Genomic DNA, 13,431 nt, shown 5'->3' with positions numbered 1-13,431 from the left:
CCGGGTTCCGGCGTTCCCGAAGGGGGCGGGCGCCGGCGCCGAATTTCGTTTCCAACCCATTCGCCAAAGCGATACAGCCAAACGGGAACCCCGATATGGACATCTTCCAGTGGATCGAAGACCTCAGCGATGAACTCAACGAAGCCGGCCAGTACCGGCTGGTCGAGCTCATCAACCGCATTCCGCACGAACTGCACGAGAACCATCCCGAGCGGGTCGAGGCGATGCTGCCGGAGGCGCTGGCCGCCGCGCGCGCGCTGCAACACCCGTGGCTGGAAGTGTTCTTCCGCCACTGGGGCTTGCAGAACCGCATGCGCAACCTCGCCGAGGGCGAGAAGGCGCTGCCCGAGGCGGTGTCGCTGCTGGAGTTCGCCCATCGCGACCAGACCCAGCAGTGCCCGCAGTCGGTGTGCGTGACCCAGGACATCGCGATCTGCTACGGCAACGTCGACGGCCCGGGCTGGGTGCCCGAGCGTCTGGCGGTGAGTGAGGAGACGCTGGCGCGGATCGAGCCCAGCCGCAATTGCTACGACTGCATCAGCCGCGAGTACGCGCTGGCGCTGATGGACGACGGCCGCGCCGGCGAGGCCGTCGACTATCTGCAGCGGCAAGCGCAGAACATGCTGCGCGACGGCGCCGAGCCCGGTGTGGCCTATCGCGAGACCCAGGCCGCGGCGCTGTTCCGCGCCGGCCGCTTCGACGAGGCGTTGGCCGAACTGGCGGCGATCGACGAAGACGAAATGTCCGACGACGACGACGGCGACCGGCTCAGCCGCCAGACCTTCCGCGCGCTGATCCTGGCCAGCCTGGAGCGCATCGACGAGGCCTGGGAAGCGCTGCCCGAGTACGGCCCGCTGATCGTGCCGCTGCTGTATCCGCGCTGGTCGGAAGCCGTCGCGCTGATCGCGCGGGCGCGGCCGGAGCACAATCACTGGCGGCTCGGCCGCTTGCTGATGTCGATGGCGACGCACATGGATCAGGTCGGCGCGCACCGGCGCTGCATCGAACTGGCGCTGCGCCACGGCGAACTGGCGCTGCTGCGCAACGCGCCGTGGAGCGCGCGCCGCGCGTTGGAACTGGCGCGCCGCCATCAGCCCAAGCTGCGCGCCGATCTCGGCGCCGCGGCGCTGATCGGCGATTTCGCCGCGCGCGTGGACGCCGCCGCGGGCGGCGAGTTCGCGTTGCCGATGCCGGCCGAGCAGGTGTACGAACACGTGCGCGGCAACGAAGGCTCCGATCCCGAACAGGACATGGAGCTGCTGCAGGCCGCCTACGCGCAGCGCCGCGACGACGGCCCGCTGGCCGGTCTGCTGGCCTCGGCGATGCTGGCTTGCGGCGCGCGCGAGGAAGCGTTGGCGCATCTGTGGGATTACGTGGGCCGCCATCCCGGATCCGAGGATGCGCCGCCGTCGCAGTTGCTGGAACAGTTGCTCGACAGCGACGATGCGGCCGCGCAAATCGAGCGTTTGGCGACGCTGCTGCAACCGGCGCGCCCGGCGTTCGCGCATTGGTGCCGGGCGCAGCTCGCGTTCCGTCATTCGCGCTGGCGCGAGGTCGGCGAGCACGTGCGGCGCTTGCTCGACGCCGAGCCCGACGCCAACGGCGCGCGCCGCTTGTGGGCGCGCGCGGCGATGGAAGAACGCGATTTCGCCCAGGCCGTGACGTTGTACGCGGGGCTGGCGGAGCGCTCGGAAGAACCCGGCGGCGACGATTGGGACCTGATGTCGGCCGCCAGCGCCGCCGGCGATTGGGACGCGGTGCGCCGCGCCGCCGCGCGCCTGGGCATGGAACTGAGCGACAGCGAAGGCCCGGTGCGCGAGGCCTGGGGCTGGGTGCGCGTGCGCTACGAGCGCGACGGCGAAAGCTACGACTGCCTGGCCCGCCGCACCGGCCCGGTGACCGCGCAGGTGGCGACGGTGGCGCCGCCGGGCCGCACCCAGCACGTGCGCGACGAAGTGGTGTTCGACGCCGCGCCGCTGGAACCGGCGCCGGACGACGAAGCCGAGCGCGAGCGCTGGCTGGCGCCGTTCCGCGTGGTCCACACCGCGCACCGCGCCGATTACCGCAGCTGGTTCGTCGACGGCGCCCATCCCGGCGAGCCGGCGTTCGAGGCGCTGCGCGAAGCGGTCGAGGCGCTGGACTGGTCGCTGTGGGTGCGCAGCGGCGACGACTACCGCGTGCGCGATCCGGCCAGCGAGGAAGAGGGCGCGCTGCCCGGCGTGTACTTCTTCCTCGCCACGCCGCCGCAGCTGGCGCCGCTGGAGGTCGACCGGCGTCTGCACGAACTGACCGCCGGCTGGGCGCATCCGCTGAGCTGGCCGCAGCTGGCCGAGCAGGCCGGGGCGGACGTGTCGCGGCATGAGGCGGTGATCGAGGCGTACGGGCTTTGAGGCTAGGAGATAGCGGATAGGAGTTAGGAGATAGCGAAAGCTGTCTCCGCTCCTGCCTTTGCTATCTCCTAACTCCTATCCTCTATCTCCTCGGCCTGTTGCGCCTACGTCCCCCGGCGGCTAGCGTGTCGGCGATTCGCTCCGTCCTCGCCACCGCACTCCGGGCCGCCGCCATGACCTCTCGCCGCCGTTTCCTGCACAGCTCGCTGCTCGCCGCGGGCGCCGCCGCGTTGCCCGCGTTCGCCGCCGACACCGCGGCCGCGCCGCCGCCGGCGCCGAAGGCCATCGACGGCGCGCGCGTGGTGTCGACCTGGGATTTCGGCGTCGGCGCCAATCAGGCGGCGTGGAAGGTGTTGGGCGAGGGCGGCGCGGCGCTGGACGCGGTCGAGGCCGGCGCGCGCTGGGCCGAGGCCGATCTGTGCAACAGCACGGTCGGGCGCTGCGGCAATCCCGACCGCGACGGCGTGCTGACGCTCGACGCCAGCATCATGGACGGCGACGGCCGCTGCGGCGCGGTCGCCGCGCTGGAAGACATCGCCCATCCGGTCAGCGTCGCGCGCCGGGTCATGGAGCGCACGCCGCACGTGTTGCTGGCCGGCGCGGGCGCGCAGCAGTTCGCGCTCGAACAAGGCTTTCCGAAAGAGCCGCTGCTGACCGACAAGGCGCGCGCGGCCTGGAACGAGTGGCGCAAGACCTCGAAGTACCAGCCGGTCATCAACGCCGAACGTCTGGACCAGGCCAAGCCCGGCGACAAACACAATCACGACACCCTCGGCATCCTCGCCATCGGCCGCGACGGCAAGCTGGCCGGCGCTTGCACCACCAGCGGCATGGCCTGGAAGCTGCACGGGCGGGTCGGCGACAGTCCGATCGTCGGCGCCGGTTTGTACGTCGACAACGAAGTCGGCGCGGCCACCGCGTCGGGCGTGGGCGAGGAGATGCTGCGCAACGCCGCGAGTTTCCTGGTGGTGGAGCTGATGCGCCAGGGCCGCAGCCCCGACGAGGCCTGCCGCGAAGCGATCGAGCGCGTGGTGCGCAAGCGCCCGCAGGCGAGCAAGACCTTGCAGGTGTGTTTCCTGGCGATCAACAAGCACGGCGAGGTCGGCGCGCATGCGTTGCATCGCGGCTTCGTCTATGCGGTGTGCGATGCGGGCAAGCGCGATGCCTTGTTGGATGCGCGTTCGGTGTATGCGACCGAGCAGACCTGAGCCGGAGGTCGTGCGTGCGCCGGATGAACCCGGGCCTGAGTTGCGCGAGAGGCGGGGCGCAAGCGCATGACCGCGACCGAAACGCAGTGGGCCGGAACGTGCATGCGCACTCGGACGATGGGCGATACGCGCGCTGGAAAAGCGACTGAAGCGAAGTCACCTACAGATCCGGACGAGAGACCATGAACGCGCTCGATACACCTTTGCTGGAAATTTCCGCGGGCTCGGTGGCCTCGGCGCTGGCCGCGCAGGACGGCGGCGCCGACCGCGTGGAGCTGTGCGACAACCTCGCCGAGGGCGGCACCACGCCGTCCTACGGCGCCTTGGCGGTCGCGCGCGACCGGCTGCGCATTCCGCTGTACGTGCTGATCCGCCCGCGCGGCGGCGATTTCCTTTACGGCCAGGCCGAACGCGCGGCGATGCTCGCCGATATCGAAGCCTGCGTGCGGCTGGGCTGCGACGGCGTGGTGATCGGTGCGCTCGACGCCGACGGCGAAGTCGATGCGACGGTATGCCGTGAGCAGATCGCTGCGGCCGGTTCGCTCGGCGTGACGTTCCATCGCGCGTTCGACGCCGCGCGCGACCGGGGCCGCGCGCTGGAGGCCGCGATCGCGCTGGGCTGCGAGCGCATCCTCACCTCCGGCGGCGCGGCCGACGCGTACAGCGGCGCGACCTCCATCGCCGGTTGGGTCGCGCAATCGGCCGGGCGCATCGCGCTGATGGCCGGCGCCGGCGTGACGCCGGAGAACATCGCCGAACTGGCCCGGCGCGCCGGCGTGCGCGAACTGCACGCCTCGGCCAAGGGGCCGCGGCGCTCGGCCATGCGCTATCGCAACGACGCGCTGGCCGGCCTGTCGCCGGACTGGAGCCAGACCGACGCGCAGCGCGTGCGCGCGCTGGCCGCGGCGCTGCGGGGCTGAGCGGATGGGCTACGAATACGACGCCGTGCCCGACGATCCGAACGACTATCGGCGCCGGCGCGCGCAACTGGTCGAGGCGGCGACGGCCTTGCCGAGCTTCCACCACCGCGTGGGCGCGTTCGAGATCTGGCTGTGCGCGCCCGATCGTCCGCCGGAGGGCTGGGACGAGGTGCAGCTGATGTTCGGGCCGGACCGCGTGCGGCTGGCCTGCATGACGCCGCTGACCGAGAGGGTGCGCGCCGACCTGCGCGCGCTGCCGGCGTTGCTCGGCGGGGCGCGCTACCTCGACGACGACGGCGAGCCCGCGGCGTTCTGAGTCGCGTCCGTCGGCCGGGGCAGGGCGCCGCCATCGCGGCGAGCGGCCGACGGCCCGAAACGAAAGCGGCGGACCCGGCCGCCTTTTCGCGTCCGCCGCGCGACGGACGTTGCAGCGCGAAACGCCGGCGTTCGGTCGAAGGCCGGTGCTCGGCCAGCGCCCGCCGCGCCAGCCTCGGCAAAACAAACACTTAGCTTCGGCACATCGCCGGAACCTCGCCGCGAGCGGGGCTAGCACAGCGATGTTGCTGCGCCGCGTCATGCAACCGGCGGCGAGGTCGTGCTTAATTTAGATCGATCCAATGTGGGGATTGGATAGACCGGGAGGTTCCGTCGGGGCCTCCCGGGCCGTGGTCTTAGATCGATAGAAAAGCGCCAGCGCGAGATTCCGGACCAGGGACGGGTCGTTCTTTGCAGTCCACTTACATGGGGAGCACCGCCACGATGAACCATTCCACCCTCAGGCGCAGCGCACTGACCTGCGCCCTGTTGTCGGTCCTGTGCGCGCCGGTCGCCGCGCAGGCGCAAGCCGCGCAATCGCCCGACGGCGCCGCCGCCGACCAGGCCGCGCCCGCCGCCGCCGAGACCGCCGCCGCCGAAACCGGCGGCCGCAAGCCCACCGAGATCGACAAGGTCACCGTCACCGGTTCGCGCATCAAGCGCGCCGAGATCGAAGGCCCGGCGCCGGTGTTCACCATCACCTCGGCGCAGATCGAGAAGGAAGGCTTCAACACCGTCTACGACGCGCTCACCACGCTCACCGAAGCGATGGGCACGGTGGAATCGGACATCGCCTGGGGCCAGCACACCGTCAACGCCAGCCCGCTCAACCTGCGCAACATGGGCCCGGGCCGCAGCCTGCTGCTGATCAACGGCCGCCGCGTGGTCGATTACCCGCTGCCGTACCAGGGCAAGAGCAACTTCGCCAACTACAACAACATTCCCACCGCCATCGTCGAGCGCATCGAAGTGCTCGCCAGCGGCGCCTCGGCGATCTACGGCTCCGACGCGGTCGCCGGCGTGATCAACGTGATCTTGAAGAAGGAATACCAGGGCGACCAGATCAAGGTCCGCGGCGGCACCTCCACCCGCGGCGGCCGCGACGCCCTCGACCTGTCCTGGGCCGGCGGGCGCAGCGGCGACAACTGGAGCGTCACCTACGCGCTGCAGTACTTCAAGCGCGAGGCGCTGCCGGCCGGCGAGCGCGAGTTCATGGACTCCGACTTCGACGCGCCGCCGCTGTCGCTCAACCCGCAAGACCGCGCCGTCGGCATCCTGCCCTCGGTCGGCATCCGCATGTTCAACGCCGGCACCGGCCAGCGCATGATGCCGCCGGCCGGCGCCTGCGATCAGTACAACGGCGAGTTCTTCCTGCAGAACCGCCGCACCTTCAACCGCAACACCGGCGCGATCACCAATACCGGCTGGCAGTGCGGGCAAAGCGCGGTGTTCCAGCACTGGACCCTGCGCAACGGCAGCGAAGATCGTTCCGGCTACGTGTACGGCAACTACGACTTCGACAACGGCATGAAGGGCTGGGCCAGCGTCGGCGTGTGGTCCTCGCGCGGCAGCAACATGACCTTCATGCCGGGCTGGAGCTCCAACGGCGCGTATCACGACGTCGGCCTCAACGCCGATCTGGATCTGGTCAAGAGCTTCACCCCGCAGGAAATCGGCGGCGCCGAAAGCGGCTACACCCATTCCGACGAATTGTCGTGGGACGTCGCCGTCGGCCTCAGCGGCAAGTTCGGCCAGCGCTTCGACTGGGACTTCAGCGTCGGCCGCGCCGAGTACCGCGTCGACGAGAAATTCCCGGCGATCCTGCGCGCGGAAGCCGACCGCTTCTTCCTCGGCGCGAACCGCGACCGCCTCGACCAGAGCCGGTTCTGGAACCCGATCTCGCCGCAGGACTACGCCTCGATCAGCACCCGCGGCAAGAACCGCGCCGAGTCGTGGCTGACCTCGGCCAACTTCATCGTCAGCGGCGATCTGTTCGAGGGCTGGGCCGGCCCGATCGGTTTCGCCGGCCAGCTGGAAGCGGCCAAGCAGGGCTATCGCCTGGCGCCCGACCCGAACACGATGGGCGACGCGCCGCTGTACGACCAGACCGCCAACCTCGACCGCGGCGAAGGCACCCGCAACCACTACGCCGCCGGCGTCGAGTTCAAGATCCCGCTGCACCGCACCCTGACCGCGTCGCTGGCCGCGCGCTACGACAAGTACGACGCGGTGTCCGGCGACGCCGCCACCACCTACAACGCCGGTTTGGAGTGGCGTCCGTTCTCCAACCTGCTGCTGCGCGGCACCTACGCCACCAGCTTCCGCGCGCCGGACATGCACTTCGTCTACGCGACCCCGAGCACCTCGGTGGCCGACCAGACCGATTACCTGGGCTGCCTGCGCGCAGGACAGCAGGGCAATTGCACCTGGGACGCCGGCTACAAGGTCGAAGACGCCAACATCGCCCGCGAAGGCACGCCGGACCTGAAGTACGAAACCGGCAAGTCGTGGACCGCCGGCTTCGTCTGGGACATCGCCGACGGTTTGTCGGTGTCGACCGACTACTGGCGGATCGAGCTGGAAGACGAGATCGACGACATCGGCGCCAACGACGTGCTGCTCGACGAAGCCTACTGCCTGACCGGCAAGACCCCGACCGGCGAGCCGCGCGTGGGCGCGCCCAGCGCCGACCGTTGCCGCCTGCAGATCGGCCGCGTCACCCGCGGTCCCGATCCGGACGGCGCCGGCCCGCTGCTCGGCCCGGTCACCGACATCCGCACCGGCCCGATCAACCGCGCCGCGCGCAACGTGCAGGGCGTGGACGCGTCGCTGAAGTACCGCTTCAGCACCGCGCGCTGGGGCGATTTCAGCCTCGGTCTGAACTACACCAACCTGCTCAAGCTCGAGACCCGCACCGACAGCAGCGAGCAGATGCAGGACAAGCGCACCGACGAGCCGCGCAGCAAGTTCCGCGGCAGCGTGAACTGGCAGAAGGACCGCTGGACCGCGACCGTCTACGCCGACCGCGTCGGCAGCGTGCCGAGCGTGCGTTTCCGCGGCTGCCGCGGTTTCGCCGACGGTTATGCGCCGAGCTCGGACAACTGCGTGGACACCGATCCGGCCAGCCCGACCTTCGGCCAGAAGACCGAGAAGTACTGGGGCCGCGTGGGTCCTGCGATCACCTGGAACGTCAGCGCCGGGTACCGCATCACCGACAACGCCCGGGTCAACGTCTACGTCAGCAACCTGTTCGACGAGGTCAACGAAGACAAGGATCCGTACAAGCGCGACTTCGCCTTCATCGCCGACCGCATCTTCAGCCCGGTCGGCCGCGAGATCGCGGTGGAGTACGTGCTGGATCTGAAGTAAGCCAAGCCCGGCCGCGGCGGCGCGTCCGCCGCCGCGGCTTCATCACCACCTTTGAGGGATAGACCAACGATGGCTCGCACAACGGTTCGGCGCACGCGCACTTCGGTACTCACGGCGGCAGCGGCGCTGCGGCCCTTGGCCGCGGCGGTGTGCCTGACCTTGATCGCGGGCGCCGCCGGCGCGGCCGCGCCGGCGAAGGATCCGGCGCGCGAGGTCAACACCTTCATCGGCAGCAAGGACGACGGCAACACCTTCCCGGGCGCGTCGGCGCCGTTCGGCCTGATCCAGGTCAGCCCGATCGGCGAGCACTACACCGGCTGGCGCTACGACGATCCCAAGATCCGCGGCTTCGGCCACTCGTTCCTGTCCGGCGCCGGTTGCTGGGAGCAGGGCGGGCAGTTGTCGGTGCTGCCGACCACGGGCGAGATCGGTCCGGGCAAGCGCTTCGACACCAAGGAACCCAAGTCTTTCGATCACAAGGTCTACGGCTCGGCCTACAGCCACGACGGCGAGGTCGGCGAGGCCGGCTATTACAAAGTGCGTTTGACCGGCGAAGCCGCCGGCCCGATCGAGGCCGAGGCGACCGCGCTGACGCGCGCGGCGGCCGAGCGCTACACCTTCCCGGCCGGCGCCAAGCAGGGCACGATCCTGGTCAACACCGGGCAGGCCAACGAGCGCCATCTGGTGGTCGGCAGCACCGTCGAGGTCGTCGGCGACCGCGCGGTCGAAGGCCGCATCACCACCAAGAGCTTCTGCGGCGGCCAGCAGTACACGACCTGGTTCCGCATGGAATTCGACCGTCCCTTCGCCAGCCACGGCACCTGGGACGAAACCGGCGGGCACCCCGGCGGCAACTCGAGCATGCAGGGCGACACCCGCCCGCACGGCGCATGGTTCACCTTCGACACCGATAAGCAGCGCGCGGTGACCGCGGTCAGCGCGATCTCGCACGTGGACATCGAAGGCGCGCGCCGCAACCTGCGCGACGAGGGCGCGCGCGGCGGCAAGCCGCTGGCGTTCGAGGCGATGCGCAAGCAGTCGCAGGACGCGTGGCGCAAGGAACTCGATTCGGTGCGGGTGAGCGGCGGCAGCGGCGACGACCGCACCGTGTTCTACACCGCGCTGTACCACTCGCTGCTGCAGCCCTTGACCGGCAGCGACAGCGACGGCCGTTACCGCGGCTACGACACCGAGATCCATAAGGCCGAAGGCTGGACCTATTACGAGTATTTCTCGCTGTGGGACACCTATCGCTCGCAGAACCAGCTGCTGGCGATGCTGCGGCCGCAGCGCGCGCGCGACATCGGCCAGTCGCTGCTGAAGATCCACGAGCAGAACGGCTGGCTGCCGCGCTGGGGCTACGCCAACTTCGACAGCAACGTGATGACCGGCGATCCGGTCACCCCCTTCATGGTCGACCTGTGGCGCTTCGGCGCGCTCGACGGCCGCGAGCAGCAGGCTTACGCGGCGCTGCGCGAGAACGCGTACGGCGTGCCGCCGGCGCTGGTGCGCAGCCAGGGCCGCGCCGGCAATCCGAGCTACCTCAAGAACGGCTTCGTCCAATACGACCGCGGCTTCCCGGCCAAGAGCATGGACGTGGATCCGCATCACGGCGGCTCGTCCACGCTGGAGTACGCGCTCGGCGATTGCGCGCTGTCGCAGATGGCGCAGGCGCTGGGCAAGAGCGACGACGCGGCGACGCTGCGCGAACGCGGCCGCAACTGGACCCGCGTGTGGGACAAGGACGCGGCCGATCCGGAACTGGGCTTCCGCGGCTTCCCGCGTCCGCGCCTGGACGGCGGCGCGTTCTACTCGGAAACCGACGGCAGCTACAGCCCGCGCTCGCACCACGGCTTCCACGAAGGCACCGCGTGGCAGTACCAGTGGCTGACCCAGCAGGACGTGCCCGGCGTGGTCGCGGCGATGGGCGGCGCGGAACAGGCCGGCAAGCGCCTGGACGCGTTCTTCGCTTACGACGCGCTGCTGGCCGATCCGAATGGCGCCGCGCGCAAGCAGTGGGTGGTCGGGCCGTACAGCTACTACAACCAATACCGCTACAACCCGAACAACGAACCCGATCTGCACAGCCCGTGGATGTATACGCTGATCGGCCAGCCGTGGAAGACCGCGACCGTGCTGCGCGCGGCGCAGACGCTGTTCACCAACGCGCCCAACGGCGTCACCGGCAACGACGATCTGGGCACGATGTCGGCCTGGTATCTGTTCAGCGCGGTCGGCCTGTATCCGGCGGTGCCGGGTACCGGCGAACTGCTGCTGCACGCGCCGCGTTTCGAGAAAGTCGAGATGGATTTGGGCAACGGCAAGACGCTGCGCATCGAAGCGCCGGGCGCGGACGGGCGCGGCGTCCAGTACGTGCAAAGCGCGACCTTCGACGGCAAGCCGCAGGACAAGGTGTGGCTGGATTGGAACGCGCTGCGCAACGGCGGAACCTTGCGCTTCGAGCTCGGCAAGCAGCCGGCGACGGGCGGGTGGGGCACGCAAGCCTCGGCGCTGCCGGCGTCCGCGTGCGCGGCGCCGAAGTGAGATGAGCCGATGACACCCTGGGCCGCCGACATCGCCACCGACCGTCGTCCCCGCGAAAGCGCGGATCCAGGGCTTGATCGCGACACCGCCGCACCGTTGCTGCCGGAGACCGCCCGATGAAACGCACCCTGGCGAAAATGACCCGCGCGCGCCTGCCGTTGGCGCTGTTCGGCTTGGTCGGCGCGGCCATCGGCCTCGCCCCGGCCGCGAACGCCGGCGAACGCGCCGCGGCGCCGGCCGCCGCGCTCGCGCCCGAACTCGTGCCGTTGCCCGCGCGCGTGCAGCCGGGCGAGGGCGCGTTCGCGCTCGACGGCGGCACCACGATCTACGCCAACAACGCCGAAGCGCGCGCCGTCGCCCAACTGCTGCGCGAGGAACTCGCGAGCCGCCAAGGTTTGACGCTCGCGCTGCGCAGCGGCGCGCCGAAGCCGGGCAAGGGCGAGGTCGAGCCCTCGCATTACGTGCAGTTCGTCGCCGAACCGGCGGCGAGCAAGAACGAAGCCGGCGCCAACGAGCGTTATCGCCTGGAAGTCACCGCGCGCGGCATCCGCCTCGCCGGTCCGCCGGCCGGTTTGTTCTACGGCTATCAGACCCTGCGCCAACTGCTGCCGGCCGCACGCGTCGCGCCGCCGCTGCGGGTGGGCGCGACCGCGATCGACGACGCGCCGCGCTTCGCCTATCGCGGCATGCACCTGGACGTCGGCCGGCATCTGTTCCCGCTCGATTTCATCAAGCGCTATCTCGACCAGATGGCGCGCTACAAGCTCAACACCTTCCACTGGCACCTGACCGAGGACCAGGGCTGGCGCATCGAGATCAAGCGCTATCCCAAGCTCACCCGTGTCGGTTCGCAGCGCAAGGAAACCGTGGTCGGGCGCAACATCGACCCGTACGTCGGCGACGGCACGCCCTACGGCGGTTTCTACACGCAGGATCAGGTGCGCGAGATCGTCGCGTACGCGCGCGCTCGCCACATCACCGTGATCCCGGAAATCGAGATGCCGGGGCATTCGCTGGCCGCGCTGGCCGCGTACCCCGAACTGGCCTGCACGCCGGGCCCGTTCGAGGTCGGCACCAATTGGGGCGTGTACGACGACATCTATTGCCCGAAGGAAGAAACCTTCAAGTTCCTGGAGAACGTGCTCGACGAAGTGGTCGCGCTGTTCCCCGCGCCGTACGTGCACATCGGCGGCGACGAAGCGCCGAAGCCGCGCTGGAAGGCCAGCGCCGAGGCGCAGGCGGTGATGCGCCGCGAAGGCTTGAAGGACGAACACGAGCTGCAGAGCTACTTCATCCGGCGGATGGAGAAGTTCCTGCACTCGCGCGGCAAGCGCATCATCGGCTGGGACGAGATCCTCGAAGGCGGGCTGGCGCCGGACGCGACGGTGATGTCGTGGCGCGGCGAAGCCGGCGGCATCGCCGCCGCGCAGCAGGGCCACGACGTGATCATGACCCCGACCCAGTGCTGCTATTTCGACTACGGCCAAGGCCCGGCCGAGCAAGAACAGTGGAACCTCGGCGGCGAACTGAGCCTGGACAAGGTCTACGCCTACGACCCGGTGCCGGCGGCGTTGAACGCGGCGCAGGCGCGGCATGTGCTCGGCGTGCAGGGCAATGTCTGGACCGAGCACCTCAAGACCCCGGCGATGGTCGAGTACATGGTGTTCCCGCGCTTGCTGGCGCTGGCCGAAGTGGCGTGGACGCCGCAGGCGCAGCGCGCCTGGCCGGACTTCCAGCGCCGCCTGGGCGGACAGTTCGCCCAGCTCGACCAAGACGCGATCGGCTACCGCATTCCCGCGCCGCAAGGGCTGGACGACGCGCTGATCGTGCAGCAGGGCGACGCGCGCCGGCACCGCCACACGGTGACGCTGACCCCGGCCGTGCCCGGCGCGACGATCCGCTACACACTCGATGGCAGCGACCCGGGCGAGGGCGCCGCGACCTATGCCGCGCCGATCGAGGTCGTCCTGGAACTCGACAAGCCGGTGCAGCTGCGCACGGTCACCGTGCTCGCCGACGGCCGCCGCAGTGGGGTGCAGGCCGCCGTTCTGCGTTATCGCAGTTATCTGCCGGCGATCAAGCCGCCGCAGCGCACTTCCGCCGGATGGGATTACCGCGTGTACGAAGGTCTGTTCGCCAATCTCGACGAATTCGCCGCCGCCAAGACGCCGGCGGCGCAGGGCGCGGCCGACTCGCTGGACTTGGCCCGCTTCGGCCGCCGCAGCCGCTACGGCGTGCGCTTCGAAGGCTACGTGCGCGCGCCGGCCGACGGCGTCTACCGCTTCGCGCTGCAGGGCGACGACCGCTCGGCGCTGTCCATCGACGGCGAGCGCGCGATCCGCAACGACACCTACGACCGCACCCTCGAGGCCGCGGTGCCGCTGCGCGCGGGCTGGCATCGCCTGCGCCTGGACTGGTACCAGCGCGAGGGCGGCATGAGTCTGAGCCTGCGCATGGCCGCGCCGGGGCAGGAATGGAAGGCGCTGGACGCGCGCGAGGTGGCGCATTGAACGCCGCTCGCGCGCGGACCGGCGCGAGCGTAGCCAGGGATTTTTTTTGCCGTTGATTTAGATCGATCCAAACCGACGATTCCGCTAGTCTTGCAACAAAACCACGCACGGCCGCACGCAACGGACCGGGCACATCACAAAAACGAAACCTTGGCCGTCGATCCGGCCGCGATTG

General features: G+C 70.0%; 7 protein-coding genes. All 7 read left to right on the top strand.

Annotated elements, in window-relative coordinates; genetic code table 11:
* Nucleotides 1-95: 95 nt before the first annotated feature.
* Complete coding sequence (locus J5226_RS18290; protein WP_215835881.1) at nucleotides 96-2,390, top strand: hypothetical protein; 2,295 nt, start codon at nucleotides 96-98, stop codon at nucleotides 2,388-2,390.
* Nucleotides 2,391-2,563: 173 nt separating this feature from the next.
* Nucleotides 2,564-3,598: a N(4)-(beta-N-acetylglucosaminyl)-L-asparaginase gene (locus J5226_RS18285; RefSeq protein ID WP_215835880.1), complete on the top strand. Its 1,035-nt coding sequence runs from the start codon at nucleotides 2,564-2,566 to the stop codon at nucleotides 3,596-3,598.
* Nucleotides 3,599-3,780: 182 nt separating this feature from the next.
* Nucleotides 3,781-4,518, top strand: coding sequence for a copper homeostasis protein CutC (locus J5226_RS18280; protein WP_215835878.1), 738 nt, complete (start codon nucleotides 3,781-3,783; stop codon nucleotides 4,516-4,518).
* Nucleotides 4,519-4,522: 4 nt separating this feature from the next.
* On the top strand, nucleotides 4,523-4,834 hold the full coding sequence (locus tag J5226_RS18275; RefSeq protein WP_215835876.1) for a hypothetical protein: 312 nt from the start codon (nucleotides 4,523-4,525) through the stop codon (nucleotides 4,832-4,834).
* Between the two features lie 443 nt (nucleotides 4,835-5,277).
* Nucleotides 5,278-8,202 carry a TonB-dependent receptor gene (locus tag J5226_RS18270; protein ID WP_215835874.1) on the top strand — a complete coding sequence of 975 codons (2,925 nt, stop codon included), beginning with the start codon at nucleotides 5,278-5,280 and terminating at the stop codon, nucleotides 8,200-8,202.
* Nucleotides 8,203-8,271: 69 nt separating this feature from the next.
* Nucleotides 8,272-10,746: a GH92 family glycosyl hydrolase gene (locus J5226_RS18265; protein WP_215835857.1), complete on the top strand. Its 2,475-nt coding sequence runs from the start codon at nucleotides 8,272-8,274 to the stop codon at nucleotides 10,744-10,746.
* Nucleotides 10,747-10,862: 116 nt separating this feature from the next.
* Entirely contained in the window at nucleotides 10,863-13,256 is a 2,394-nt protein-coding gene (locus tag J5226_RS18260) for a family 20 glycosylhydrolase (RefSeq protein ID WP_215835855.1), read from the top strand.
* Nucleotides 13,257-13,431: the final 175 nt, after the last annotated feature.

Source organism: Lysobacter sp. K5869 (assembly GCF_018847975.1).
GTDB lineage: Bacteria > Pseudomonadota > Gammaproteobacteria > Xanthomonadales > Xanthomonadaceae > Lysobacter.
The sequence above is the reverse complement of the archived record's forward strand: the minus strand, read 5'-3'. Positions and strand labels throughout refer to the sequence as shown.

Excerpts from the sequence above, each read along its gene's own strand:
- J5226_RS18260 (WP_215835855.1), top strand. The coding sequence starts at position 10,863 with ATGAAACGCACCCTGGCGAAAATGACCCGCGCGCGCCTGCCGTTGGCG.
- J5226_RS18265 (WP_215835857.1), top strand. The coding sequence starts at position 8,272 with ATGGCTCGCACAACGGTTCGGCGCACGCGCACTTCGGTACTCACGGCG.
- J5226_RS18270 (WP_215835874.1), top strand. The coding sequence starts at position 5,278 with ATGAACCATTCCACCCTCAGGCGCAGCGCACTGACCTGCGCCCTGTTG.
- J5226_RS18290 (WP_215835881.1), top strand. The coding sequence starts at position 96 with ATGGACATCTTCCAGTGGATCGAAGACCTCAGCGATGAACTCAACGAA.
- J5226_RS18285 (WP_215835880.1), top strand. The coding sequence starts at position 2,564 with ATGACCTCTCGCCGCCGTTTCCTGCACAGCTCGCTGCTCGCCGCGGGC.
- J5226_RS18275 (WP_215835876.1), top strand. The coding sequence starts at position 4,523 with ATGGGCTACGAATACGACGCCGTGCCCGACGATCCGAACGACTATCGG.
- J5226_RS18280 (WP_215835878.1), top strand. The coding sequence starts at position 3,781 with ATGAACGCGCTCGATACACCTTTGCTGGAAATTTCCGCGGGCTCGGTG.